We start from the raw sequence: 24,072 nt of genomic DNA, 5'->3' as shown, positions 1-24,072 counted from the left end.
GATGTTCCGGACCCACGCGAAGCAACAGGTCAACTCGCTCTGTGAAACCCGGCTCAGCGCGGCGTCGGACTATACCCCAGCTCGTACGACAGCTTGTCCGCGCATTCGCGCATCGCCGTATCGATGGCACCGCCCCAGCGAATGTCGAACGCGCCTTCATGGCCGAGCGCGATTAGCCCCAGCGCGAGTTCGCCGGTCGAATCGAACACCGGCATGCAGAACGCGTGGATCGTCGCGAGCAGCATGCCTTCGACACGGGCCGCGCCGTGTGCGCGCACTTCGTCGAGCGCGCGCTCCACCTCTGCCGGTGTGCGCGGCGTGTCGGTTTGCGTGAACCGTTGCGCGCCAGCCAGTTCGCGCTCCATCAGCGCAGCAGTCTTGCTGCGTGGCAGATAGGCGGCGAATAGCAGGCCGGTTGCCGAGCCGAGCAACGGCATCACGTCGCCGAGCTTCAACGATGCCTTCGCCGGGTAGCTCGATTCCATCCAGTGCACGACCGTCGGCCCCTGGTTGCCCCACACGGCGATGCCGACAGTCATGTCGAGCCGGTCGCGCAGTTCGGCGAGCGCGACGCGCGCGAGCTTCACGCCGTCCACCCGCGCAAGCCGCGCGAGCCCCAGTTGCAACGCGAAACCGCCGAGTTCGTAGCGTCCCGATAGTGGGTCTTGTGCGACCACGCCGAGCCGCAGGAAGCTCACGAGGTAGCGATGCGCCTTCGCCGGACTCATGCCCGCGCGTTGCGCGAGGTCGCGCAGCATCATCGCGCGCGGTTCGTGCGTCAGCACGTCGAGCAGGCGGAAGCCGACTTCAATCGACTGGATGCCCGAGCGCAGTTTCTCTTCGCCGGTGTCTGGTGTGTCGTCGTCGGCTTCGAATGGCTCCGGGGCATCGGCAGCCGTGGGAGCCTTGGACATGGCCGGCGGATCGCCGGCATCGGCAGCGTTGCGACGGGCAGTGCGTGAGCGGGTGGATGACGGCATGAGCGGGAGCAGGCGCGAGCCGCGAAGGCACGTGATATACAGCGGTGGAAAAACGCGCGTTTGGGTCGCGCGGATTCACCATCGTAGAATAGATTCCTTCTATCGTCATCCATACCGCACATTTCCCTATGAAACTTGCCTCGCTGAAGGACGGCACACGCGACGGTCAACTGATCGTCGTTTCCCGCGACCTGCATACCGCGGCGATTGCCGACGCGATCGTGCCGACGTTGCAGCGCGCACTCGATGACTGGACCTTCTATGCGCCGCAACTGCTCGATCTGTACGACGCGCTGAACCAGGGCCGGGCGCGCAACACGTTCCCATTCGATGCCGCAAACTGCATGGCGCCGCTGCCGCGCGCGTTCCAGTGGGCCGACGGCTCGTCGTATGTGAATCACGTTGAACTCGTGCGCCGCGCGCGCGGGGCAGAGATGCCGCCCGAGTTCTGGACCGATCCGCTGATGTACCAGGGCGGCAGCGACGATTTCATCGGGCCGCGCGACGATGTGATCTGCGCCTCGGAAGCGTACGGTATCGACTTCGAAGCAGAAGTCGCGGTGATCACCGGCGACGTGCCGATGGCCGCGACCCCCGAGCAGGCGCTGAAAGGCGTGCGGCTCGTTACGCTCGTGAACGATGTCTCGCTGCGCAACCTGATCCCCGCCGAACTCGCGAAAGGCTTCGGCTTCTTCCAGAGCAAGCCGGCGACATCGTTTGCGCCGCTCGCCGTTACCCCCGACGAACTCGGCGAGCACTGGCGCGCAGGCCGCGTGCATCGACCGATGATCGTCCACTGGAACGGCAAGAAGGTCGGCCAGCCGGACGCCGGCACGGACATGGTGTTCCACTTCGGCCAGTTGATCGCGCATGCGGCGAAGACGCGCAATCTGCGCGCGGGCACGATCGTCGGCTCGGGCACGGTCTCGAACAAGGATGCGAAGCGCGGCTACTGCTGCATCGCCGAGAAGCGCTGCCTCGAAACCATCGAGCATGGCGCACCGCAGACCGAATTCATGCAGTACGGCGACACGGTGAAGATCGAGATGTTCGACGAGGCGGGTAAGTCGATCTTCGGTGCGATCGATCAGGCGATTGCGCCGCCTGACGGGGCGCGCTGAACGGCCCGACTGCATGCGCGGAATCGACGGGCGGCGCGCGCTTGAGCGCATCGGCATGCGCCAGACCGCAAGCGCTTCACTGCCCGGAATACCGCGGCCTGCCGCACAGATCCGAAAGGGTTTCGCCCGATGCCGGGCTGCCGGTGCGCCGCTAAACTGGCTGACGCGCGCGCCGGACGCGCATCAGGCTGCACGACAACGACAGCACGCAACAGCCGGCCGGCATAGAGAACAACATCGCGAACAACAAAAACCATCAGGAGACTTTCATGCTGCGCTTGCGCCCGTTCGACATGACGACCCGGCGTGCCCGGGGCATATCGCGATCAACCGGAACCGGAGCGGGCACGTCGTTACGCGGCTGGCTGCGCCGCGTGCCGTTACTCGCAGCCGGCCTGCCCACCCTGGCGCTCGCCCAGGTGAAGATCGGCCTGGTGCTATCGCTGACCGGACCCGCCGCATCGCTCGGCATTCCTGCACGCGACACCGTCGCGCTATTCCCCAAAGAGCTGGCCGGCCAGAAGGTCGAATACATCGTGCTCGACGATGCATCGGACACGACGCAGGCCGTGCAGGACACCAAGAAGCTGATCTCTGAGAATCATGTCGACGCGATCATCGGTTCGTCGATCACGCCGAACTCGCTCGCGATGATCGACGTAGTCGCGGAAGGCGAGACGCCGGCCATTTCGCTGGCATCGTCCGCGAAGATCATCGAACCGGTCGATGCAAAGCGCCACTGGATGTTCAAGACACCGCAGACCGACGCGATGATGGCCTCCGCGATCGCCGAACATGCCAGTGATCACGGCGTGAAGACGATCGCCTACATCGGCCAGGCCGACGCGCTCGGCGAGACCTTCTATACCGAAGTGGCGAAATTCGCGGACCTGCATCACATGCGCGTCGTCGCGAGCGAACGCTTCAATCGCACCGACCCGAGCGTGACGGGCCAGATCCTGAAGATCATGGCCGCGAATCCCGATGCAGTCGTGGTCGGCGCAGCCGGGACGCCGGCTGCGCTACCGCCGCGGACGCTGATCGCGCGCGGCTACAAGGGCAAGATCTATCACAATCACGGGGTCGGCAATAACGACTTCCTGCGCGTCTGCGGCAGTGACTGCAACGGTACGTTCCTGCCCGCGAGCCCGGTGCTGGTCGCCACACAACTATCCGTCGATCACCCGGCGAAGCGTCTCGCGCTAGACTACATCGGCCGCTTCGAAGCGCTGCGCGGACGCGGCAGCGTATCGGCGTTCGGTTCGTATGCGTGGGATGCCAGCATGCTGCTCTCGAACGCCGTGCCGATCGCGCTGAAAAGCGCGGCGCCTGGTACATCCGAATTCCGCCGTGCACTGCGCGATGCACTCGAAGCGACACGCGGCTTCGCGGATACCAATGGCGTCGTCAACATGAGCACGACCGATCACCTCGGGCTCGATCAGCGCGCACGGGTGATGGTGCAGATCCGCGACGGCAAGTGGGTGTATCAACCGCACTAAGCCACATTCAACCGCATCGAACCGGATACCGCCGGCACGCAACCCTCGATCACGGAAAACCGCCATGTCGAATCAACCACCGGAATCAGCGGAATCAGCGGCCTCGCCCGATGCACCGGACCGCAACCCCGATTTTTACGCGCACTACGAGTCGCTGCAATTGCGCCGCCATCCGCACGGCATCCTCGAAATCGTGATGAACGGTGCTGGCGCCAACCGCAGCGGTCTCGCCACCGCCGACGCGCGCATGCATCGCGAACTGGCTGACATCTGGCGCGACATCGATCGCGACAACGAGACCCGCGTCGCGGTGATTCGCGGCGAAGGCAAAGGCTTTTCGGCGGGCGGCGACCTGCACCTCGTCGAGCAGATGGCAACCGACTTCGATGTCCGCACGCGCGTCTGGCGCGAAGCGCGCGACCTCGTCTACAACGTGATCAATTGCAGCAAGCCGATCGTCTCGGCGATGCATGGGCCGGCGGTCGGCGCGGGTCTCGTCGCGGGGCTGCTCGCGGATATCTCGATCGCAGCGAAAACGGCACGCATCATCGACGGTCATACGCGCCTCGGTGTCGCGGCGGGCGATCATGCGGCGATCGTCTGGCCGTTGCTGTGCGGGATGGCCAAGGCCAAGTACTACCTGCTGCTGTGCGAGCCGGTCAGCGGTGAAGAAGCGGAGCGCATCGGCCTCGTGTCGCGTGCCGTCGATGAAAGCGCGTTGCTGTCCACCGCGTTCGAAGTCGCCGAAAAACTCGCGCACGGCTCGCAGACGGCGATCCGCTGGACCAAGTACGCGCTGAACAACTGGCTGCGGCTTGCAGGGCCGACCTTCGATACCTCGCTGGCGCTCGAATTCATGGGCTTTGCTGGACCGGATGTGCGCGAGGGTGTGAGTTCGCTACGCGAGCGTCGCCCCGCCGATTTTCCGGGCGGTGAGCCGTTCTGATGCGGTTTCGCCTGTGCGCCGCGGCCGTGTTGCGGCGCGCGGCGCGCAGCACGGCCCGCGCGGTATGATCGGACGAAGCGCATCGTGTCCGTGAACGGGCCGCCGCGCTTCAATCGTTTCCGGTGTGAGGAGAAAGTTATATGACCGATCAATCCGGCACCACGCCGCCTTTCCCTGGCTTCCCAGGTTTCCCCCCGGCCGGCATGCTCGACCGGATGTGGGAAATGATGCGTCTCACGCCGTTCGCGGGTGGCCAGCCCGGCGCCGCGCAAGGCTTCGGACCGTCGCTGTCGATGATGTCCGACATGATGGCGCCGCTGACCAACGTCGAAGAACTCGACAAGCGCATCACTGACATGCGAGCCGTCGAGCAATGGCTGAAGCTGAACCTGAACATGCTGCAGTCGGCGATCCAGGCGCTCGAAGTGCAGCGCGCAACGCTCGCGACGCTGCGCGCGTTCGGCGCGTTTGCGCAGGCGCCGTTGGGACCGAAGGAGACGTCGTCTGCGGCGTCGCCGTTTGCATTCTCGGCAGCGGCAGCGTCTGGCAGCAAGCCGGCTGAGCCCGCTGCAAAAGCGGCCCAGGCGTCGGCGTCGGAGGAAGCAGCCTCGACAGCCACCGCTGGTGCAGAAGGCGGCAGCACACCCGCGTTCGATACATCCGGCTGGTGGAACCTGCTGCAATCACAGTTCAATCAGCTCGCGCAGTTCGCCATGACGCAGCCAGGCGCGACGCCCGATGCGCCAGCGGGCGCGGCCGCGCCTAAGGCAGCTGGAGCGAAGCGGCCGGCCGCGAAGCGCGCACCGGCGGCGAAGCGGGCGTCTAGCAGCACAGGCGCGAAGAAGACTCCACCGAAGTCCGAGTAAAACGCCACCACCGATAACCCGACGCGTACCTCATGCGACTCGCACTGGTTCTGATGGGCGGTGGGGCACGCGCGGCCTACCAGGCCGGCGCTTTGCAGGCGCTCGCGAGCATTGCCCGCGAGGTCGCGCCCGCGCAGCGCGCGTCGCCGTTCACCGTCGTGTGTGGTACGTCGGCGGGAGCGATCAATGCGACCTCGATTGCGAGTCACGCCGACGATTTCGCGCGCGGCGCAGAACGGCTCGTCGATGTGTGGTCGGGCATGCGCGCGAATCACGTGTATCGCACCGACTGGCCTGGTGTCGTCGGAGCGGGGGCGCGCTGGCTCGCGGCGATGACATTCGGTTGGGCCGCTCGCCGCTCGCCGCGTGCGCTGTTCGACAACGCACCGCTCGCGAAGCTGCTCCATGAAGCGCTCAGCTTTCACCGCATCGACCAGATGCTCGGATCGCGCGCGTTGCATGCGCTGTCGGTGACGGCGCTCAGCTATTCGTCGGGGCGTCACCTCACGTTCTATCAGGCCAGCGAACCGATTCACGCATGGCGGCGCGCACAGCGCACGGCGCGGATGGTCGAACTGACGCCTGCGCATCTGCTCGCTTCGTCGGCGATTCCGTATGTGTTTCCCGCTGTACCGCTTGAAATCGACGGTCGCCACGAATATTTCGGCGACGGCTCGGTGCGCCAGATCGCGCCGCTCAGCCCCGCGATTCACTTCGGCGCCGACCGCATTCTCGTGATCGGTGCGGCCACGCCGCGCCCGGAAGTGCCGGCGGTCGAGCTGCAGGATAGCTATCCATCGCTGGCGCAGATCGGCCAGCAGGTGCTCGCGAGCGTGTTTCTTGACGCAATTGGTGCGGACATCGAAAGGATCGAGCACGTGAACCGGATGGTCTTGCAGCTACCCCATGCCGTCGAACCGGAAAGCGGCTGGCGTCACGTAGACGTGCTGGCGATTGCACCGAGCGAACGTATCGAGCTGATCGCAGCGCGCCATCTGAAGCGCTTGCCGCTAACGGTGCGCGGGCTGCTCGGTGCGGTCGGCGGCAACCGGGCTTCTGGTGCGTCGTTTGCCAGTTATCTGTTGTTCGAAAGCGAATTCACGAGCGAGCTGATCGAACTCGGCCGGCGCGACGCACTTGCCCGACGCGATGAAGTGGCCGCGTGGATCGAGCAGGCGGGTGCAAGCGGGCACGCTGGCCGCTGACACAATCGCGATGATGCTGAATCAACGTGGCAACCCGCTTTCCTGTACCTGATCTGGCAGCGAGCCGGACCGTCCCGGACGCAACCAGGTTTTGTCAAGTTCGCGTGCTATCATGCAACGAGCTTTCAGAATTTTCGGGCGCACAGAAAACAATCTACGAATCGCCCGTTTGTCGGCCCAGGCAAGGTACTTCTCCACCCACGGCTGACCGCGTGGCGGTCGCCGCCCCGCGCAAAAACCGGTTTTTTCGCACACGCACAATCGTTTCCAGACGTTTCTTTGCGACATGCATGCATCTGAGCGTCCGATTGCCGCGTAAAATTGAACATTGAGCGTGTGAACAAGCGGTTTCCGTTCGCCAGCCGAAACAGTAACCAGATTCAACAGTCGTCGTAACGCGCAGAAACAGGGGTGGGAATATGAACACCATGCTTTATCCGGAACTTTACAGATCGCTCGAGTCCGTTCGATGGGACATGGAGAAGGACATTCCATGGGACTCGTTCGATGCTTCGCTGCTCACCGACGAGCAGGCGGCGACGATCAAGATGAACGCGATCACCGAATGGTCGGCGTTGCCCGCGACGGAAATGTTCCTGCGCGACAACCATCACGACAGCGACTTCTCTGCCTTCATGAGCGTATGGTTCTTCGAAGAGCAGAAGCATTCGCTGGTGCTGATGGAATACCTGCGGCGCTTCAAGCCGGAACTGGTTCCGACCGAAGAAGAACTGCATGCGGTGCGCTTCGTGTTCGATCCGGCGCCCCCGCTCGAAACCTTGATGCTGCACTTTTGCGGCGAGATCCGTCTGAACCACTGGTATCGCCGGGCCGCCGAATGGCATACCGAGCCGGTCATCAAGCACATCTACGAAACCATCTCGCGCGATGAAGCGCGTCACGGCGGTGCCTACCTGCGCTACATGAAGAAGGCGCTGACGAACTTCGGCGACGTCGCACGTGCGGCATTCGCGAAGATCGGCGTGCTGATGGCGTCGGCGCGTCGCACCGAAAAGCCGCTGCATCCGACCAACCTGCACGTGAACCAGGCACTGTTCCCGCGCGACACGATCCAGTCGCGCCTGCCCGATCCGGAATGGCTCGAACGCTGGCTCGACGAGCAGATCCGCTTCGACGACGGCTGGGAAAAGAAGGTTGTCGAGCGCATCCTGCACAACCTGTCGATCCTGTTCGAGCGCACCTTCAACACGGCGCAGGAACTGAATCGCTACCGCAAGGAAGTGGTCGGCCGTCTGCAGGCCGAGCAAGGTTCGGCGCAGCAACAACCGGCCTGATTGCGCCGGTAGCCGGTAGCAAGAATCAGTAGCCCGAACCGGCAACGGACACGAAACGGCCCGACAGGCGCAAACCTGCCGGGCCGTTTTTCTTTCTGCCGTCGTGTCCGCCTTCGTGGTGTCTTCATTCGTCCGATATTTACTCCTCACTCACCGTCCATTTGCCCGATTCCCATGCCTGCCATTTTTGAACGCAAGCTCACAACCCGCGAAGCACTCGCGCAACTACGTCCGTCGCTAACCGGCCCGGTGGTGTTCACGAATGGCGTGTTCGACATCCTGCATCGCGGGCACGTTACGTACCTCGCCGACGCGAAGGCGCTCGGCGCGAGTCTGATCGTCGGTGTGAATAGCGATGCGTCGGTGCGCATGCTCGGCAAGGGCGATGACCGGCCGATCAACGCAGAAGCCGACCGCATGGCGCTGCTCGCGGCGCTGGAAAGCGTCGACTGGGTGGTGTGTTTCGAAGAGCAGACACCGGTGAAGTTGATCGAAGCGCTGCGTCCCGACGTGCTCGTGAAGGGCGGTGACTACGACATGGACACGTTACCGGAATCTGCACTGGTGCGCGGCTGGGGCGGTAGCGCGCTCGCCATTCCGTTCGAGCACGATCGCTCGACGACCTCGCTGCTGAAGAAAGTGCGCGCTCAGGGCTGATGCGCGTATTTCGTCTGGGGAATCGCGTGCCGGTGATGCGGCGGTAGCGCGGTTATTACGTGGCGATTGCTCGGCTATTGCGCAATCGCCGACGCCGCGATCGCCGGAGCAGGGGCCGGTCCACCAACGACAGCCTGGTCCGCCGCATCCGCAGCCGACAGCGGACGCACCTTGAGCCAGTCGGCGTGAATCTGCCGGTTCAGATGATTCGGCTCGCGTATGCCGGCGGCCGGCAAAGGACCGAAGACGCCGCGCATCGCGACAAACGCGAGCACATTGGCAAGAAGCAGAATGGCGATCAGCCAGCGCAGCATGGTCAGAGTCTCCGTCGAGAGGATGAGGCTGCGTTCATCGGGCACGTGCGGGTCAGGTCGATGGTGCGGAGGATGCGGGTGGTGCGGTCCGTGCGGCATCGTCGGCAGCGATCAATGCGAGGCCGGACAGCACGAGCGTGTCGTGGCGAGTATGCGGTACCTGCAGCGCGCCTGTCACTTCGATCGCTGCGCCGCCGCCCACCACGAGCCGCACCGGCACCTGCCACGCCGCCTGCAGATCGCGCCACGCCCGCTCGATCAGCCCCGCCTGTGCCAGCACGCAACCGGCCGACAGCGAACGCAGTGTATCGGTTGCAAACGACGGGCCGGAGCCATTCTCACCCTTGAGCAAACCTTGCGCGGACGGTATATCGAGTGTCGGCAACTGGGCGGTGTGCTCACCGAGCGAGCGCATCATCAGCGACCAGCCGGGCGCAATCAGACCACCGACAAAACTGCCGTCCGCCCGCAGCGCTTCGAGCGTCGTCGCGGTGCCGAACGTCGCGATCAGCAGATGCTCGCCGGGAAACGCCGCGTGCGCGCCGATCAAGCCAGCCCAGCGGTCGCTGCCGAGCGCGGACGGCGTCGTATAGCCATTGGACACGCCGCATTGCCGCGCGACCGCACGGATCGCCGTGCGCGGCAGAGCGGGCCAGTGCGCATCGAGCAGTGCGTCGATGCGTTGCCCAACCGCGGCGCCCGCGACGTTCGACAGCCACGCTCCGCGCGGTACCGGCAGTTGCGACCAGTCGGGGCCATCGGCGGCTTCGTCGACCCCGGCCTGCGCCTTGCGATGTTCGAACGTGCCGCTCTGTACTTGCGTGCCGTCGGCCCGTACTAGCGCCCACTTCACCCGGCTATTACCTGCATCGATCAGCAAAAATAGCGCGTCGCTCATGCGGCACCGTCGCTGGCGAGCCGCAGCGACACATCGCCGGTAGCGATCGTTTCGCGGCCGCTCGCGGTGTCGAGCAGCAACTGGCCGCTTTCGTCGACACCCGCCGCCACGCCGCGCGCGATCTCCTTACCCTGTTCGATCAGCACCACTTCGCGGCCCGCGTAAGCGTGGCAGCCGTTCCAGCGCTGGCGGAACGGCGCGAAGCCGTCGGTTGCGAAACGCTGCAATGCGGGTTCGAGGGCATTCAGTTCGGCGGCGAGCGTATCGGTGAGATTCGCCGTCGGTAGCGCGCGCGACAGCGCGGTCGGCGCCGTACCGCGCACCTGCGCCGGCACATTGGCATTGAGCGCCCCAACCTTCGCGGCGAGCGCGTCCGCGCCCTTCACATTGGTACCGATGCCGATCACGACGGCGCTAGCATCGTCGGTACTCCAGGCGGTTTCGATCAGGATGCCAACCAGCTTGTCGCCTTGGAACAGCACGTCGTTCGGCCACTTCAGGGCGATCTGGCCAGCCGCGGGACCGAGCGGCAGCGAGCGCAATCCGTCGACCAGCGCCACGCCGACCGCGAGGCTCAACCCCGCGAGCCCTTCGAGCGGCCGCGGCAGCACGCAGGCGACAGAAAACAGCAGCGCATTGCCCGGTTCCGCATACCAGGTGCGACCGCGCCGGCCACGACCGGCGGTCTGCAGATAGGCGACCCGCACGATCGGCCGGGCAAGCGCGCTGGCCTTGCGCGGCAGCGCCTTGACGGTGGCCATCAGGTCGGCGTTGGTCGAACCGGTTTCTTCGACGATCTCGATCGGCCAGTCTTGCGCATGCGAGCCGAACAGCGCGACTGCGCGGGCCCGGTCGATGCGCCAGTCGCCTGCCGAACCGGCGCTGGAGGGGGGGGTAGGTGGGTTCATGGCCCGTATTGTAGCCACAGGGACCAACCGCGGGCGCGGCCACGCTTGCGACGCGCTGCGTTCGTTACAATGACCGCTGGTCCGGGCACACGAATGCTGACACCCGGGTCGCTGCCCCCAAACCCATAACCCCTTTCTTCCACGCACCCTTGAACTTCGACACTCCGCCCGGTCTCGACATCACTGCGGGCAATCAGGGCAAGGTGGTCCGGCTCTCCGGCCAGTGGACGGCGCTCGCGCTGGCGCGCTCGCGCAGCCACGTGGTGCCGCGTCTGCGCGCGCTGGCGGGCAGTGCGGAGCGGGTCGTGCAATGGGACCTGTCGCGCGTCGAGCGGCTCGATCACGTCGGCGGCCAGGCACTGTGGCGCATCTGGGGCCACCGGCTGCCGCCGGAACTCGCGGAACTGAACGACACACAGCGCGATATCTTCGAGCGCATCGCGCTGCTCGACGCGGGCCGCGAACCGGTCGAGGCCGTGCCGCGCATCGATCCGTTCACGCGCCTCGGCCTGTCGCTCTTCTCGTTCTTCGAGCATCTGTCGGGTGGCATCGCGATGTTCGGTCGTGTCGTGCTCGATCTGCTGGCCATCGCGCGCAATCCGAAGATCACGCCGTGGACCGAGATCTCCGCGAACGTCTACGGCGCCGGCACGAAAGCGCTGCCAATCACCGCGCTCGTCGCGTTCCTGATCGGCATCGTGCTGAGCTATCTGTCCGCGCAGCAGTTGCGGCTGTTCGGTGCGAACCAGTACATCGTGAACATTCTCGGGCTGTCGGTGATCCGCGAACTGGGGCCGGTGCTGTCGGCGATTCTGGTTGCCGGGCGCTCGGGCTCGGCGATCACCGCGCAGATCGGCGTGATGCGCGTCACCGAAGAACTCGACGCAATGCGCGTGATGGGCATCCCGCACGGCCTGCGGCTGATCCTGCCGCGCGTCGTCGCGCTCGCCGTCGCGATGCCGCTGCTCGTGATGTGGACCAACATCATCGCGCTCACCGGCGGCGCGCTCGCCGCGAAAATCGTGCTCGGCATCGACATGTCTTATTTCGTGCGCGCGCTGCCGGGCGTCGTGCCGGTAGCGAACCTGTGGATCGGCCTCGGCAAGGGCGTCGTGTTCGGCATGCTGATTGCGATTGTCGGTTGTCATTTTGGCTTTCGCATCAAGGCGAACTCGCAGAGTCTCGGCGAAGGCACGACGACTTCGGTCGTGTCGTCGATCACGGTCGTGATCCTCGCAGATGCCGTGTTCGCGATCCTGTTCCAGAACGTGGGGCTCGGATGATCGCGCCACTCACTTCCGCCGTGCGCGGCCAGCCGCTACCGTCGATCGCCGAGCCGGTGATCGAGGTGCGCGACCTCACCAAACGCTACGGCCGCAACATCGTCCATCAGCATCTGAACTTCGACGTGAAGCGCGGCGAGATCGTGTCGATCGTCGGCGGGTCGGGCTCGGGCAAGACCACGCTCGTGCGGCAGATCCTCGGGCTCGAGCGGCCGTCGTCGGGGACCATCCTGGTGTTCGGCGAGGACACCTCGAAGATCGACCCGGAGGCCGCGCATCTGATGCGCAGCCGTTCCGGCATGCTGTTCCAGCAGGGCGCACTGTTCTCGTCGCTATCGGTGTTCGACAACATCGCGCAACCGCTGCGCGAACTCGGCAAGATTCCCGACGACCTGCTGCGCGACATCGTGATGCTCAAGCTCGAGATGGTCGGGCTGCCGTGCAAGCACGCATCGAAGATGCCGGCCGCGCTGTCGGGCGGCATGATCAAGCGCGTGGGCATCGCGCGCGCCATCGCGCTCGAACCCGAGTTGCTGTTTCTCGACGAACCGACCGCCGGGCTCGATCCACGCGCCTCCGACGAATTCGTCGAACTGATCAGCTCGCTGCATCGCGCGCTCGGTCTTACGGTCGTGATGGTGACGCACGATCTCGATACGATGGTCGCGTTGTCGACGCGCGTTGCGGTGCTCGCGGATCGCAAGGTGCTCGTCGCCGCGCCCGTCGAAGAAGCCGCGAACGTCGATCATCCGTTCATCCGCGAATATTTCCTCGGCCTGCGCGGCCGCCGTGCGCTCCAGGCGTTGCCGCCCGAGCGCCGTGCGAAGCTGCCGCCGGCCGCGCTCGAGCCGGCGTCATCCGAGCTACCGCTGTGAACCAGGGAACCTGACCATGGAAAACAAATCGCACGCCTTCTGGGCCGGGCTCTTCACTGTCGCGCTGCTGGTCGCGATCGCCGTGGCGGCGTTCCTGTTCAACGTCGACCGGTCGGTGCGCATTCCGTACGACCTGATCGCGCGGACCAATGTCACCGGGCTTTATACCGATGCCGCCGTGCGGTATCGCGGGCTCGACGTCGGCAAGGTGCAGACGATCAAGTTCGATCGCTCGCATCCGGGACAGATCGTGATTCGCATCGTGGTCGACAAGAATGCGCCGATCACGCGCTCCACATTCGGCAGCCTCGGCTTTCAGGGCGTGACGGGAATCGCGTTCGTCCAGCTCGACGATACGGGCCACGATCCTGCACCGCTGCCGTCCACCGTGAAGGATGTGGCGCAACTGCCGATGCATCCGGGCCTGCTCGACCAGTTGCAGGAGCGCGGCGACGTGCTGCTGCGGGAACTTGAAAAGGCGGTGGGCGACGTCGACGCGATGCTCTCCGACGACATGCGCAACCAGTTGCTCGCAACGGCTGCCAGTTTGCAGCACGCTGCCGACGGCGTGACGACGCTCAGTCAGCAGATGGGCCCGACGGTCGGCAAGCTGCCCGGCACGCTGACGCAACTGGACAGCACGCTCGCGTCGACTAACCAGTTGATCACGAGCCTGAACCGCTCGGACGGCCCGCTCAACAAGGTCGGCACGGCGGCACAGCAGGCGGGCATCGCGCTGTCGTCGATGGATAGCACGCTGCAGGATCTGTCCGCGCGGGTCAGCTACGAGACGCTGCCGCGTGTGAATTCGCTGTCTCAGGATGTGAGGTCGGCGGCGCGCTCGGTGGATCGTGCCGCCGATGCATTCAGCAACAACCCGCGCAGTGTGCTGTTCGGCACGGCGCCCTCTGCGCCGGGCCCCGGCGAGCCAGGCTTTAGCTGGCCCGCATCGCGTGTGCCCGCGGCAGCGCAATGATTTCAAAGGACCCCTGCCATGTCACGCTTGCTTGATCGTTACTTTTCAACTGGCGCTGTGCTGTCTGCGGTGCTCGCCGTGAGCCTGCTCGCGGGCTGCAGCACACCGGCTGCAGTCGCCGATTTCCGCTATGACCTCGGCCCGGCAACGCCGGCGATCACCGGTGGCGCTCTGCCCGCCATCAAGGTGCTCGAGGTCAGCGCGCCGCAGACGCTCGATTCCGATCACCTCGTTTATCGCCTCGGCTATGCCGATGCGCAGCGGCTCTCGTCGTACTCGAACAGCCACTGGACGATGGCCCCTGCGCAACTGTTGACCCAGCGTTTGCGCGCCGCGCTGTCGTCGCGCGGCACGGTGCTGACCGGTGCGGATGGTGTGCGAGCGCCGGTGCTGAAGATCGAACTGGACGAGTTCGAGCAGGTCTTCGACGGACAGGCCCAAAGCCACGGCGCGGTCACGACACGCGCCACGCTGATCCAGAACGGTAAGGTGATCGGGCAGCACACGTTCGTGGCCCGCGCACCCGCCAGTTCGCCCGATGCCGCAGGGGGCGCCGCCGCACTGGCCGCGGCGAGCAACGATCTGATCGCGCAGATCGCCGCATGGCTCGGCGTGCAGCCGCTGGTGGCCGCGCAATGAGCAACCGGCGATGAGCGGCGCGTCGTGAGCGGCGCGCCGCGCGGACACCGGAGCGCCGCATGAGCGACAAGCCGTGGCAGCGCCGCCCGTCCGCGCTCGCGCGGCAGGCGTTGGGGCTGTATACCGCGCTCATCGTCTACGGGTCGTGGTATCCGTTTTCCGGCTGGCGCTCGCTCGGCCTCGGTCCGTTCGACTATCTGAACGATCCGCTTCCGCGTTACCTGACTGCATTCGACGTCGTGACGAACGTCCTCGGCTATATGCCGTTTGGTGCGCTTGTCGTGCTCGCGATCTATCCGCGTCGGCGCGGCGCGTCGGCCATCGCACTGGGGTTTGCGCTCGGTGCGCTGCTATCGAGCGTGATGGAGGCGGTGCAGACCTATCTGCCGACCCGTGTCGCATCGAACCTCGATCTCACGGCGAACGCACTAGGTGCGTTGCTCGGTGCCGCGCTGATGGCGCCCGCGACCGGTGCGCTGCTCGATCGCGGCGCATTGCGCCGGTTGCGCTTTTTGTGGCTCGAGCGCGATGCGGCGGCGCTGGTCGCGCTGACCGGGTTATGGCCGTTCGCAACGATGTTTCCCGCACCGTTGCTGTTCGGCATTGGCGACTGGCCGCGCGTGTTGTGGCTGAACTTCGATTCGACGATGCAGGACGCGCTGCTCGCGTGGACGCCGGCTTCGTGGCATGTCGCGGCGTGGCCAGGATTGCTCGCCGCGTGGATGCCGGACGACGCGTGGGAAGCGGTGGTCACCGCGTTGAACCTGTTTGCGGCAGCCGCACTTGCATCGCTGCCGATCCGGCCGCGCGCCCCGCGCGTGCGCTTGATGCTCGGCCTGATCGCGCTGACGCTGTTCGTCAAGGTCGGCGCCACGTTCCTGCAATCGCAGTCCGGTCTCGCTTTCGACTGGGCGACGCCCGGTGCGCTGATCGGGCTCGTGGCGGGCACTGCGGCGGCGCTACTGGCGCTCGTCCTGCCACCCACGTGGCGAGCCACCCTGGCCGCGGGCGCGCTTGCCGTCGCGCTGGTGTGCGTGAATCTGCTGCCGGTGAATCCGTACTTCGATGTCGTGCTCGCCGACTGGCGCCAGGGCCGCTATCTGCACTTCAACGGACTCGCGCGCTGGCTCGCGTGGACGTGGCCGTATGCGATGCTCGTGTGGCTCGCGTTTTCGGCGGAACGGGCGTGGCTTACACGGCGTCGTGCCGGGCGCTGAATCTTTCCGGCGCTCGCTTCGGCTCACCTCGTTGAGCTTCATCGACGCCTGTGGCTGCGAGCTGCCACCGCGCTCGTTATAATCGACCGCACAACTAGCCGTGCGTAGCGCGCATGCAGCATATACAACGTATTGCAGCGTCGCGCCGCAGCGGTCCCCACACTCCCGCGTACCTTCCGGCCCATCATGGATTCGTTCTTCAAGCACCACGTCTTCTTCTGTCTGAATCAGCGCGACCCTGGCGCAGACCGTCCGAGCTGCGCGAACTGCAATTCGCAGGCGATGCAGGAGTACGCGAAAAAACGCGTCAAGCAACTGGGCCTTGCGGGTCCGGGGCAGGTGCGGATCAACAAGTCCGGCTGCCTCGACCGCTGCGAGGAAGGTCCGACCATCGTCGTGTATCCGGAAGGCATCTGGTACACGTACGTCGATGAAGCCGACATCGACGAGATCGTCGATTCGCATCTCGCGAATGGCAAGATCGTCGAACGGCTGTTGATCGACCGGTAAATCACACGATGAACGTTCACACACAGCATTTTCTGATCGACGGCCCGGTCGGCAAGATCGAGGTCGCACTCGATCTGCCCGACGCCGTGCGCGAAACCGGCGCCGCACCGCGCGGCATCGCGCTGGTGGCGCATCCGCATCCGCTCTTCGGCGGCACGATGGACAACAAGGTTGCGCAGACGCTCGCGCGTACGCTCGTGCAACTCAACTACGTCACCTACCGGTCGAATTTTCGCGGTGTCGGGCAAACGCAAGGCGAGCACGACGACGGCCTCGGCGAGCGCGACGACCTGCACGCGGTGCTCGATCACATGCGCGCGCAACCGGGTTATGCCGATCTGCCGCTCGTGCTCGCGGGTTTTTCATTCGGCACGTTGGTGTTGTCGCACGTCGCGCAACAACTGCGCGAGGCTGGCAAGGCGATCGAAAGAGTGGTGTTCGTCGGCACGGCGGCGAGCCGCTGGGAGGTCGCGCCGGTGCCTGAGAATACGCTCGTGATTCACGGCGAAACCGACGATACGGTGCCGATTCAAGCGGTGTACGACTGGGCGCGACCGCAAGAACTGCCGGTCGTCGTGATTCCGGGCGCCGAGCATTTTCTGCATCGCAAGCTGCATATTTTAAAGCGCATCATCGTCGACGCCTGGCATTGATGCGGTACTGATGCGGCACGAATCGCACCTACGCGATGAAGCCGTTTTTCGCGTCACACAGGCTATTTTCTGGCGGTTTTCGCTGACCGGCCCCGATCGGTCGATACGGCGGCGCGTATAATGAGCGCTCTTTTTTGGGCGCAGCGCCGCCCATCCGGTAGTGCGCGGGCCCGATTGAGCACGTGCAGCGCCGGATGCCCGGCATCTGCGCGAACCGATCGCGTGGCCGCAAGTCCAATGGGCGCCGCACTGTTTTTGCGGCGCTGCGCTCGCCGACCGGCTCTACCCAACCATGCACTGCGCGTGTGCCCTCGTGTGCACGAAGCTCACCCTGCCCGAATCGATCCTATGCGTTTTTCCACTCCCGGCTCTTCGTCACTGTCCTCTCTCGTTCCGTCTTCCCTCAGCCGTGCCGTGACGCTCGGCGTGCTGCTGCCCGCTACGCTGGTCGCGAGCACGGCCTTCGCGCAGGTGCCGCCGCCAGCGGTGAACGCGCGCTCGTGGGTACTCGTCGATGCCACCAGCAACCAGGTGCTGGCATCGGGAAACCCCGACGAGCGCGTCGAACCCGCATCGCTGACCAAGCTGATGACGGCCTACCTCGTCTTTGAAGCACTGCAGACGAAGAAGATCTCGATGGACCAGACGGTGATGCCGAGCGAAGCGGTGCGCCGCGTGCGCACCGACGAATCGCGGATGTTCATCGAAGCGAACAAGCCGGTCACGGTGCACGATCTCGTCTACGGGATGATCATCCAGTCGGGTAACGATGCGGCGATCGCGCTGGCCGAACTGGTCGGCGGCAGCGAATCGCAGTTCGTCAACATGATGAACACAGAGGCGCAGCGCCTCGGCATGGCGCATACGCATTTCGCGGATGTGAACGGCATGCCCGACGCGCAGCACTACACGACCGCCGGCGATCTCGCGCTGCTGTCCACGCGCCTGATTCGCGATTTCCCCGACTACTACAGCATCTTCTCGGTGAAGGAATTCACCTACAACAAGATCAAGCAGCCGAACCGCAACCGTCTGCTGTGGATCGATCCGACCGTCGATGGTCTGAAGACCGGTCACACGCAAGCGGCCGGCTACTGCCTGATCGCGACCGCGAAGCGTTCGCTGCCAGGTACGCCCGATGCATCGCGCCGTCTCGTCACCGTGATGATGGGTGAGGTGAAGGAACACGACCGCGTGCAGGACAGCCTGAAAATGCTGAACTACGGCTATAGCGCGTACGACACGGTGCGGCTGTACAAGGCCGGTCAGACGATCGAGACGGCGCGTATCTACAAGGGCGCGCAGGACACGGTGAAGGTTGGTGTGAAGAGCGACCAGTTCCTCACGTTGCCGAAGGGCGCCGCCGACAAGGCGAAGCCGCAGGTCACGCTGAATTCGCCGCTGATCGCGCCGCTCACGGACGGCCAGCAGGTCGGCAACGTGCAGCTCGTGGCCAACGGCAAGACGCTTGCGCAATTCCCGGTCGTCGCGCTCGAAGCAGTGCCGCAGGCGGGTGTAGCGGGTCGCGTGTGGGATTCGCTGATGCTGATGTTCAACAAGAAGAAGTAAGACCCGCGGCGTCCCGGGTTGCGCCGCGCGCGTCGTCGGGTTACGCCGTGCGCGGTGTTTCAAGGAGTCAAGAATGAGCCCTGTGAACGAAGAATCACTCATTGAGTATCCGTGCGATTTCCCGATCAAGGTGATGGGCAAGTCGCATCCTGAATTCGCCGACACGATCGTGACGGTGATCCGTCAGTTCGATAACAGCGTCGACGCCGGGCGCATCGAAGTGCGGCCGTCGAGCGGCGGCAACTACACCGGTTTGACGGTGACGGTGCGGGCGATTAACCGCGAGCAGCTCGACGATATCTACCGCGCGCTGACCGGACACCCGATGGTCAAGGTCGTGCTCTGAGCGGAACAGCCGTTCAGGGCTCGACCTGCAGCGACGGCCGGGCGGCTTTTTCCGCTTTGCCGGTCTTTCCGCCCTTCACCGCTTTCTGCGGACCTTCCTGGCAGGCGCGCTCGAAGAGTTGCCGGAACCGTCTGACTTCCTCGAATACCCAGTTGCGGAACGCCATCACGCGTGCTGTCTGTAGCATCTGCGGCTGGCAGAGGAAATAGTATTGCCACGGGCTCGGCCCGTCGATGTCGAAGAGCCGTACCAGCCGGCCAGCGGCAACCTCGGGCATAGCCAGCGAGCGCCGCGTGAGCGCAATGCCCTGACCTTCGATCGCAGCCTGCAGCAGGTTCGACGAATCCTCATACAGCACCCCGCGCTTGGGCTCCGGCCAGTCGTTCAAACCCGCCGCGTCGAACCACGGGCGCCACAACTCGTCGTCTGAGCGCAGCAGCGGAAATTTCGCGAGATCCGTCGGGACTTTCGGCAGCTTGCCGCCGTTGAAGGTCGGCGAGCACGCGGGAAAGAACACCTCCTCCAGCAGCAATTCAGCGTGTAACCCCGGATATTTGCCGTAGCCGAAGCGGATCGCCACATCGATGTCGTCGCGTGTGAAATCGGCGAGCGCGTTGGTGGACAGCAGCTCCAGGTCCCACTGCGGATTGGCTTCGATAAAGCTGCCGAGGCGCGGCGTTACCCAGCGTGCGGCAAACGACGTCAGCATCGACACCACCAGCCGCCGCTCGCGGTCGCCGCCGCGGATGGCCTGCGTCGCGTCGACAAGCGCGGTCAATGCGGCGCGCACCTGGGTTGCGTAGCGCCGGCCGACGTCGGTGAGCTGGACGCGCTTGCCGTCGCGGGAGAACAGCGCAATGCCGAGCTCCGCTTCGAGCGCGCGGATCTGATGGCTGACGGCGCCGTGGGTGACGAAGAGCTCGTCGGCGGCGCGCGAGAAGCTCTCGTGCCGGGCGGCGGCCTCGAATGCCTTGATGGCGTTCAGCGCGGGGAGCTGTCGTAGGTCCATGGTGGTCGGTCCATCGCAATCTGGCTCACATAGCCGTGAGAATTGATCGTTATGCGCAATCCCTTGTTACGCCTAGGATTGTAGTCAGTCAACGAGCCTTTGCGGAGTCTGTCATGCGAGAAATTTCCTCTAGTATCGTGTTCGAAATCAAGTCCGGCGAAACCGTACCGATGCGGGTCACGCGCAGCACGCGGCTGGCGATTAGCGGTGGCCCTGTCTGGGTGACGCGCAGCGACGACACCCGGGACTACTGGCTCCAGCCGGGCCATACGTTGCGGCTGCGCAGCGGCGAGCGGCTGTGGCTCAGCGCCGAGAGCGATCTGGCTGCGAACGTCGCCTTTTCGGTGCCCGGTCGTTGCGACCAGCGCGTACGCGGCTGGCTGGGGCGGATCGTCGAGCGGCTGACGATGCATCTGCAGCGGGACGGCTGGCGCACGGTTTGAGCCGGTCCGAACCAGTTTGAGCCGGCCCGGACGTTCCATAGCGATATGGCGTGCCTCCGGCGAGGTGCCACGGTTTTCGGTAAACTGCTGGAACTATGTGCGCTTCGCCGGTTTTGCCTTCCTCCCCCTCTCCCAGCCCGATTGCTCCTGACGCCGCCAGCGCGAACGTCCAGACGGCGCCTGCCGTTCCGGCTCCGCTGCTGCGCTGGCGCGGCGTGGAAGCCTACGAAACCAGCTTCGCGGCCATGCGCGCGTTCACCGACGAGCGTACCGCCGACACCCCCGACGAAATCTGGCTCGTCGAACATCTCCCGGTTTTCACGCTCGGTCAGGCCGGCGACCCCGCCCACCTGCTCGCCGCCGACAGCGACATTCCGCTCGTCAAGGTGGATCGGGGCGGGCAGATCACGTATCACGGGCCGGGGCAGGTTGTCGCATACCTGCTGCTGGACCTGCGACGGCGCAAGCTGATGGTGCGCGAACTGGTCACACGGATCGAGCAGGCCGTGATCGATACCCTCGCGGCGTATAATCTCGCCGGAGAACGCAAGGCGGGCGCGCCCGGCATTTACGTGGCACCCGGCCCGCACGCGGGGCTGCATGCCGGCGCGAAAGTTGGCGCCCTCGGGCTGAAGATCCGCAACGGCTGTAGCTATCACGGCGTCAGCCTGAATGTAGCGATGGATCTGCAGCCGTTTCTGGCCATCAATCCCTGTGGTTACGCCGGGCTCGAAACCGTCGATATGGCGACGCTCGGCGTTGCCGCCGGCTGGAACGACGTAGCCGGCACCCTTGCAGCCCGCCTCACCGCAAACCTCGACGGCAGCACCGCAGCCGCCGCCCAACCGCAGGCCGGTGCCGTCACCGCCTGACTGGATCGAACGAATGACTGACGCTACCGCGAACCTCGCCGGCGCTACTGCCGCCCCTACCGACGCTGCCGCCGCTCCCGCTGCCTACGATGCCACGGCGAAACAGAAGGCACAGGCCAAGACCGCGCGCATCCCGATCAAGATCATCCCGATCGAAAAGCTGAAGAAGCCGGAGTGGATTCGCGTGAAGGCTGCGACCGGTAGCTCGCGCTTCTCCGAAATCAAGCAGATCCTGCGCGAGCACAACCTGCACACGGTGTGCGAGGAAGCGAGCTGCCCGAATATCGGCGAATGCTTTGGCAAGGGCACGGCGACGTTCATGATCATGGGCGACAAGTGCACGCGTCGCTGCCCGTTCTGCGACGTCGGGCACGGCCGCCCCGATCCGCTCGATACCGATGAGCCCGTCAATCTCGCCCGTACGATTGCGGCGCTGAAGCTGAAGTATGTGGTGATCACGAGCGTCGATCGTGACGATCTGCGCGATGGTGGCGCGGGCCACTTTGTGGAATGTATTCGCCAGGTGCGTGAACAGTCGCCCGCAACGCGCATCGAGATTCTCACGCCGGATTTCCGCGGTCGTCTGGATCGTGCGCTCGGAATTCTCAACGCCGCGCCGCCCGATGTGATGAACCACAACCTCGAAACGGTGCCGCGTCTCTACAAGGAAGCGCGTCCGGGTTCCGACTACGCGCATTCGCTGAAGCTGCTGAAGGACTTCAAGGCGCTGCATCCCGATGTTGCGACGAAGTCCGGGCTGATGGTCGGTCTTGGTGAAACTGAAGAGGAAATTCTTCAGGTGATGCGCGATCTACGCGCACACGACGTCGACATGCTGACGATCGGGCAGTATCTGCAACCGTCCGAACACCATCTGCCGGTGCGTGCTTACGTGCATCCGGATACGTTCAAGATGTACGAGGAAGAGGCGTACAAGATGGGCTTCACGCACGCTGCGGTTGGCGCGATGGTGCGCTCGAGTTATCACGCCGATTTGCAGGCGCATGGGGCGGGTGTCGTAGATATTAATAGCTGAAAATTTGCGGTTTCTCACGCCTCGCCCCGAAGCTCTGGTCGCACCGCCAGCAGATCAACCCGGCAAAATCGCCGTTCAGAACAGTGCTCCGAGTTCTGGGCCCGGTATCTCCACATTCAGACGGAACGGCGAAGCCGCGGTTTCGTTCGGGTCAGGTACGCCGGCAGGATCAGTCCGTTGCTGCCCGTCGGCGCGGTTCCGGGAAGGTGGCGCAAGCTGTTGCGCGAGCTCTTCCAGAGTCCTTCTGTTTTCGCCAGCACCGGTGGTGCCGGCTCCATCTTGATTGCCGACATTTGGCTGCAGCATCGGGGCCGGTTCGGGATTGGGTACCTCCGCGCCGGTCAGCGCGGCTGGCATACGCTCCAGTTCTATGGGTTCATCCGCAGGTCTGCCCGAACTCCGGACGCCACCTGGAGCGACGGCGGGTGCTTCGGGATCGATCCGAATCGGTGTGCGAACCTCGGTCTTCAAGGTGCCCACGAACAGACTGTAGAGCGCACCCAGTATCCCTCCGCCCAGGATAGAGCTGAAGATTTTCTGGGCCTCTGGTGACAGCTCCGCTGTCTTTGCAACGAATACCTGCGAGAGCAGGACCGCTGCGCCAAATACCGTAACGCGCGCAGCGAACTGGCCAAAAGTGGTATTGAGCAGATCCTCGCCGGAGGGTCTCTGAGGTGCCAGCCTCGTCTGGAAGGGCACGCCTTGCCGCCAGGCCTGAAGAGCACCGAGAACCGTATCGTCGACTGTCTCGCCAGCCCAGTTAAACAAAGCCCGCAGCAGGTTGTTGCCCATTTCGAGGGACATCGTCCCCTGGCCAGATGGCGAAGCGAAAAAAGCCATCGCAAGGTTGACCACCGTCTGATTGCCGCCGTAAAAGAGACCCGCAATCATCACCGCGACCATATCGATGCCGGGTAACTGGTCCTTTAGCTGGAGGACTCGTTGTGCAAAGTCGCGATTCGCGCAGTAGTTGTAAAACACCGCCAGCGCTCGCGCGGATTGCGTCAACGCGCTCGTAGGCCCGGCACCGTCGGCCCCATTCGGGGTTTTTGCGGCAGCCGCGAGAGAAGTGACGCTGACCCCAATCATCGCCAGGCGCGATGTACGCGTGAGCGCGGTGTCTCGTTGCTTGTAGCGATCCAGCAATAGTCCCCCGGTCTCAAGCGCGATAGGCATTCCACTAAGGAGGTAGCCCGCGATTTCGTCGATTTTCTTTGGGTCATTGCCAATGAAGTGCGCAAGCGTCTGGCGTATGGCGGTCGGTAGCCCCACCGTGGGAGCGTTACGTAAAGCAATGTTGAAGATCGATGCAGCAACCCTTGCGGCGGGGAGCGCGAACTCGTTATTCACGACGTCGAGGAAAAACTTCGCCACTGCGCTACGCTCACCGGCGCTCAGGTTCGCGAACCATCCGGCGTTGCCGGCCTCTCTCGCGGCCTCCAGCTCATGGTTTTTTGGCGCAGCAACCGTTTCGACGCGGGTTTCGGTATGCGTCGCCACGGGCTCTTGCTCGACTGTCGACGTTTGTTCCAGTGTTGACGTCGATGTTCGTTCCACTGCAGATGTCGGCGTCTGAGGCCGTGTATTACCAGCCGGTTGCATCGGCTCAGAGAGGCGTTGCTCCATGTCATCGAACATGGAACTAATGAGGGATCTTGCATTTGCGAGATCCGCAGCGTCTTCCGGTGACACCGTCTGTTGGGTCGAGCCAAGGTTGGCACGAGGCGAATCAAGCTGCGTTCTGCCGGCATCGCTTGCAGAAGATGCGCGGCGGGTACCCGACAGATTCGCCGACGTGCGCATAGGGTTCGCGTTTCCTGGCGAACTCGATGAGCCTCTTCTAGGCGGAGGCACCAGACCCGTTAGAAGTGGGGATGTCGCTACAGGCGAAGGAGCGACTCCATTTCCAGTACGTGGCCCTTCAGGGGGAGGCGTAGGTGTGGCTTCGGGGC

Annotated in this window: 25 protein-coding genes; 19 read left to right on the top strand and 6 right to left on the bottom strand. The window is 64.6% G+C overall.

The features are described from left to right. Positions 1-53: 53 nt before the first annotated feature. Positions 54-980, bottom strand: coding sequence for an IclR family transcriptional regulator (locus BWP39_RS15115; protein WP_096721426.1), 927 nt, complete (start codon positions 978-980; stop codon positions 54-56). 128 nt (positions 981-1,108) lie between these two features. Between BWP39_RS15115 and BWP39_RS15110 the strand changes: the two genes are divergently transcribed. The 7 genes from BWP39_RS15110 to rfaE2 all read left to right on the top strand — a co-directional run bounded on the left by BWP39_RS15110 (position 1,109) and on the right by rfaE2 (position 8,572). Beyond that, positions 1,109-2,101 (top strand): fumarylacetoacetate hydrolase family protein, encoded by a 993-nt coding sequence (locus tag BWP39_RS15110; RefSeq protein ID WP_096721424.1) that lies wholly within the window; start codon positions 1,109-1,111, stop codon positions 2,099-2,101. A 269-nt stretch (positions 2,102-2,370) separates the two neighbouring features. Then, the gene (locus BWP39_RS15105) at positions 2,371-3,603 is read left to right on the top strand and encodes an ABC transporter substrate-binding protein (protein ID WP_096721422.1); all 1,233 of its coding nucleotides are present in this window, start codon (positions 2,371-2,373) and stop codon (positions 3,601-3,603) included. Between the two features lie 64 nt (positions 3,604-3,667). After that, positions 3,668-4,549, top strand: a complete 882-nt coding sequence (locus BWP39_RS15100) for an enoyl-CoA hydratase/isomerase family protein (protein WP_096721420.1) — start codon at positions 3,668-3,670, stop codon at positions 4,547-4,549. Between the two features lie 140 nt (positions 4,550-4,689). After that, a complete protein-coding gene (locus BWP39_RS15095) occupies positions 4,690-5,415 on the top strand; it encodes a PhaM family polyhydroxyalkanoate granule multifunctional regulatory protein (RefSeq protein WP_096721418.1) in 726 nt (241 codons plus the stop codon). A 32-nt stretch (positions 5,416-5,447) separates the two neighbouring features. Beyond that, positions 5,448-6,620, top strand: a complete 1,173-nt coding sequence (locus BWP39_RS15090; RefSeq protein ID WP_096721416.1) for a patatin-like phospholipase family protein — start codon at positions 5,448-5,450, stop codon at positions 6,618-6,620. Positions 6,621-7,039: 419 nt separating this feature from the next. Continuing rightward, positions 7,040-7,915, top strand: coding sequence for a ferritin family protein (locus BWP39_RS15085; protein ID WP_096721414.1), 876 nt, complete (start codon positions 7,040-7,042; stop codon positions 7,913-7,915). 174 nt (positions 7,916-8,089) lie between these two features. Then, positions 8,090-8,572, top strand: a complete 483-nt coding sequence (rfaE2, locus tag BWP39_RS15080; RefSeq protein WP_096721412.1) for a D-glycero-beta-D-manno-heptose 1-phosphate adenylyltransferase — start codon at positions 8,090-8,092, stop codon at positions 8,570-8,572. A 74-nt stretch (positions 8,573-8,646) separates the two neighbouring features. Here the strand turns inward: rfaE2 and BWP39_RS15075 are convergent, their stop codons facing one another. Genes BWP39_RS15075 through BWP39_RS15065 form a run of 3 tightly spaced genes read right to left on the bottom strand, consistent with a single transcriptional unit; the run spans position 8,647 to position 10,692 of the window. Further along, positions 8,647-8,886 (bottom strand): hypothetical protein, encoded by a 240-nt coding sequence (locus tag BWP39_RS15075; protein ID WP_096722608.1) that lies wholly within the window; start codon positions 8,884-8,886, stop codon positions 8,647-8,649. 52 nt (positions 8,887-8,938) lie between these two features. Next, positions 8,939-9,784, bottom strand: a complete 846-nt coding sequence (locus BWP39_RS15070) for a type III pantothenate kinase (RefSeq protein ID WP_096721410.1) — start codon at positions 9,782-9,784, stop codon at positions 8,939-8,941. Continuing rightward, positions 9,781-10,692 (bottom strand): biotin--[acetyl-CoA-carboxylase] ligase, encoded by a 912-nt coding sequence (locus BWP39_RS15065; protein WP_096721408.1) that lies wholly within the window; start codon positions 10,690-10,692, stop codon positions 9,781-9,783. Before BWP39_RS15065 ends, BWP39_RS15070 begins: the two co-directional genes overlap by 4 nt. A 125-nt stretch (positions 10,693-10,817) precedes the next feature. Between BWP39_RS15065 and BWP39_RS15060 the strand changes: the two genes are divergently transcribed. From BWP39_RS15060 to BWP39_RS15020, 9 genes are all read left to right on the top strand, one after another. Further along, a complete protein-coding gene (locus BWP39_RS15060; protein WP_235851449.1) occupies positions 10,818-11,975 on the top strand; it encodes an MlaE family ABC transporter permease in 1,158 nt (385 codons plus the stop codon). Continuing rightward, positions 11,972-12,850, top strand: coding sequence for an ABC transporter ATP-binding protein (locus tag BWP39_RS15055; protein ID WP_096721406.1), 879 nt, complete (start codon positions 11,972-11,974; stop codon positions 12,848-12,850). Before BWP39_RS15060 ends, BWP39_RS15055 begins: the two co-directional genes overlap by 4 nt. Before the next feature lie 16 nt (positions 12,851-12,866). Further along, positions 12,867-13,826, top strand: a complete 960-nt coding sequence (locus BWP39_RS15050; RefSeq protein ID WP_096721404.1) for an MlaD family protein — start codon at positions 12,867-12,869, stop codon at positions 13,824-13,826. Between the two features lie 18 nt (positions 13,827-13,844). After that, the gene (locus tag BWP39_RS15045; protein WP_096721402.1) at positions 13,845-14,465 is read left to right on the top strand and encodes an ABC-type transport auxiliary lipoprotein family protein; all 621 of its coding nucleotides are present in this window, start codon (positions 13,845-13,847) and stop codon (positions 14,463-14,465) included. 59 nt (positions 14,466-14,524) lie between these two features. After that, entirely contained in the window at positions 14,525-15,682 is a 1,158-nt protein-coding gene (locus tag BWP39_RS15040; RefSeq protein ID WP_096721400.1) for a VanZ family protein, read from the top strand. 186 nt (positions 15,683-15,868) lie between these two features. Continuing rightward, a complete protein-coding gene (locus BWP39_RS15035; RefSeq protein ID WP_096721398.1) occupies positions 15,869-16,192 on the top strand; it encodes a (2Fe-2S) ferredoxin domain-containing protein in 324 nt (107 codons plus the stop codon). Positions 16,193-16,200: 8 nt separating this feature from the next. Further along, on the top strand, positions 16,201-16,845 hold the full coding sequence (locus tag BWP39_RS15030; protein WP_096721396.1) for an alpha/beta hydrolase: 645 nt from the start codon (positions 16,201-16,203) through the stop codon (positions 16,843-16,845). A gap of 348 nt (positions 16,846-17,193) precedes the next feature. Beyond that, positions 17,194-18,414 carry a D-alanyl-D-alanine carboxypeptidase family protein gene (locus tag BWP39_RS15025; RefSeq protein ID WP_096721393.1) on the top strand — a complete coding sequence of 407 codons (1,221 nt, stop codon included), beginning with the start codon at positions 17,194-17,196 and terminating at the stop codon, positions 18,412-18,414. Between the two features lie 73 nt (positions 18,415-18,487). Continuing rightward, positions 18,488-18,760, top strand: a complete 273-nt coding sequence (locus tag BWP39_RS15020) for a DUF493 family protein (protein WP_096721391.1) — start codon at positions 18,488-18,490, stop codon at positions 18,758-18,760. 13 nt (positions 18,761-18,773) lie between these two features. Here BWP39_RS15020 and BWP39_RS15015 read toward each other — a convergent pair whose 3' ends face one another. After that, entirely contained in the window at positions 18,774-19,769 is a 996-nt protein-coding gene (locus BWP39_RS15015) for a transcriptional regulator GcvA (protein WP_096721389.1), read from the bottom strand. A 113-nt stretch (positions 19,770-19,882) separates the two neighbouring features. On the opposite strand from BWP39_RS15015, the gene BWP39_RS15010 reads away from it, so the two are divergent. From BWP39_RS15010 to lipA, 3 genes are all read left to right on the top strand, one after another. Continuing rightward, complete coding sequence (locus BWP39_RS15010) at positions 19,883-20,212, top strand: DUF2917 domain-containing protein (protein ID WP_091009412.1); 330 nt, start codon at positions 19,883-19,885, stop codon at positions 20,210-20,212. Between the two features lie 95 nt (positions 20,213-20,307). Then, a complete protein-coding gene (lipB, locus tag BWP39_RS15005; protein WP_096721387.1) occupies positions 20,308-21,084 on the top strand; it encodes a lipoyl(octanoyl) transferase LipB in 777 nt (258 codons plus the stop codon). 13 nt (positions 21,085-21,097) lie between these two features. Beyond that, positions 21,098-22,120: a lipoyl synthase gene (lipA, locus tag BWP39_RS15000; protein WP_096721385.1), complete on the top strand. Its 1,023-nt coding sequence runs from the start codon at positions 21,098-21,100 to the stop codon at positions 22,118-22,120. 75 nt (positions 22,121-22,195) lie between these two features. Here lipA and BWP39_RS14995 read toward each other — a convergent pair whose 3' ends face one another. Next, a complete protein-coding gene (locus BWP39_RS14995) occupies positions 22,196-23,923 on the bottom strand; it encodes a hypothetical protein (RefSeq protein ID WP_133116880.1) in 1,728 nt (575 codons plus the stop codon). Between the last annotated feature and the right edge of the window lie 149 nt (positions 23,924-24,072).

Source organism: Paraburkholderia acidicola, from assembly GCF_002362315.1.
Lineage (GTDB): Bacteria > Pseudomonadota > Gammaproteobacteria > Burkholderiales > Burkholderiaceae > Paraburkholderia > Paraburkholderia acidicola.
This window is presented reverse-complemented; position numbering and strand designations above follow the sequence as displayed.

What these genes read in the sequence shown, in the direction of transcription:
- lipB (WP_096721387.1), top strand. Translation starts at nt 20,308, where the DNA reads ATGTGCGCTTCGCCGGTTTTGCCTTCCTCCCCCTCTCCCAGCCCGATT.
- BWP39_RS15105 (WP_096721422.1), top strand. Translation starts at nt 2,371, where the DNA reads ATGCTGCGCTTGCGCCCGTTCGACATGACGACCCGGCGTGCCCGGGGC.
- BWP39_RS15075 (WP_096722608.1), bottom strand. Translation starts at nt 8,886, where the DNA reads ATGCTGCGCTGGCTGATCGCCATTCTGCTTCTTGCCAATGTGCTCGCG.
- BWP39_RS15100 (WP_096721420.1), top strand. Translation starts at nt 3,668, where the DNA reads ATGTCGAATCAACCACCGGAATCAGCGGAATCAGCGGCCTCGCCCGAT.
- BWP39_RS15010 (WP_091009412.1), top strand. Translation starts at nt 19,883, where the DNA reads ATGCGAGAAATTTCCTCTAGTATCGTGTTCGAAATCAAGTCCGGCGAA.
- BWP39_RS15095 (WP_096721418.1), top strand. Translation starts at nt 4,690, where the DNA reads ATGACCGATCAATCCGGCACCACGCCGCCTTTCCCTGGCTTCCCAGGT.
- lipA (WP_096721385.1), top strand. Translation starts at nt 21,098, where the DNA reads ATGACTGACGCTACCGCGAACCTCGCCGGCGCTACTGCCGCCCCTACC.
- BWP39_RS15050 (WP_096721404.1), top strand. Translation starts at nt 12,867, where the DNA reads ATGGAAAACAAATCGCACGCCTTCTGGGCCGGGCTCTTCACTGTCGCG.
- BWP39_RS15110 (WP_096721424.1), top strand. Translation starts at nt 1,109, where the DNA reads ATGAAACTTGCCTCGCTGAAGGACGGCACACGCGACGGTCAACTGATC.
- BWP39_RS15025 (WP_096721393.1), top strand. Translation starts at nt 17,194, where the DNA reads ATGCGTTTTTCCACTCCCGGCTCTTCGTCACTGTCCTCTCTCGTTCCG.
- BWP39_RS15085 (WP_096721414.1), top strand. Translation starts at nt 7,040, where the DNA reads ATGAACACCATGCTTTATCCGGAACTTTACAGATCGCTCGAGTCCGTT.
- rfaE2 (WP_096721412.1), top strand. Translation starts at nt 8,090, where the DNA reads ATGCCTGCCATTTTTGAACGCAAGCTCACAACCCGCGAAGCACTCGCG.
- BWP39_RS14995 (WP_133116880.1), bottom strand. Translation starts at nt 23,923, where the DNA reads ATGCGCACGTCGGCGAATCTGTCGGGTACCCGCCGCGCATCTTCTGCA.
- BWP39_RS15090 (WP_096721416.1), top strand. Translation starts at nt 5,448, where the DNA reads ATGCGACTCGCACTGGTTCTGATGGGCGGTGGGGCACGCGCGGCCTAC.
- BWP39_RS15035 (WP_096721398.1), top strand. Translation starts at nt 15,869, where the DNA reads ATGGATTCGTTCTTCAAGCACCACGTCTTCTTCTGTCTGAATCAGCGC.
- BWP39_RS15030 (WP_096721396.1), top strand. Translation starts at nt 16,201, where the DNA reads ATGAACGTTCACACACAGCATTTTCTGATCGACGGCCCGGTCGGCAAG.
- BWP39_RS15055 (WP_096721406.1), top strand. Translation starts at nt 11,972, where the DNA reads ATGATCGCGCCACTCACTTCCGCCGTGCGCGGCCAGCCGCTACCGTCG.
- BWP39_RS15065 (WP_096721408.1), bottom strand. Translation starts at nt 10,692, where the DNA reads ATGAACCCACCTACCCCCCCCTCCAGCGCCGGTTCGGCAGGCGACTGG.
- BWP39_RS15015 (WP_096721389.1), bottom strand. Translation starts at nt 19,769, where the DNA reads ATGGACCTACGACAGCTCCCCGCGCTGAACGCCATCAAGGCATTCGAG.
- BWP39_RS15070 (WP_096721410.1), bottom strand. Translation starts at nt 9,784, where the DNA reads ATGAGCGACGCGCTATTTTTGCTGATCGATGCAGGTAATAGCCGGGTG.
- BWP39_RS15020 (WP_096721391.1), top strand. Translation starts at nt 18,488, where the DNA reads ATGAGCCCTGTGAACGAAGAATCACTCATTGAGTATCCGTGCGATTTC.
- BWP39_RS15045 (WP_096721402.1), top strand. Translation starts at nt 13,845, where the DNA reads ATGTCACGCTTGCTTGATCGTTACTTTTCAACTGGCGCTGTGCTGTCT.
- BWP39_RS15040 (WP_096721400.1), top strand. Translation starts at nt 14,525, where the DNA reads ATGAGCGACAAGCCGTGGCAGCGCCGCCCGTCCGCGCTCGCGCGGCAG.
- BWP39_RS15115 (WP_096721426.1), bottom strand. Translation starts at nt 980, where the DNA reads ATGCCGTCATCCACCCGCTCACGCACTGCCCGTCGCAACGCTGCCGAT.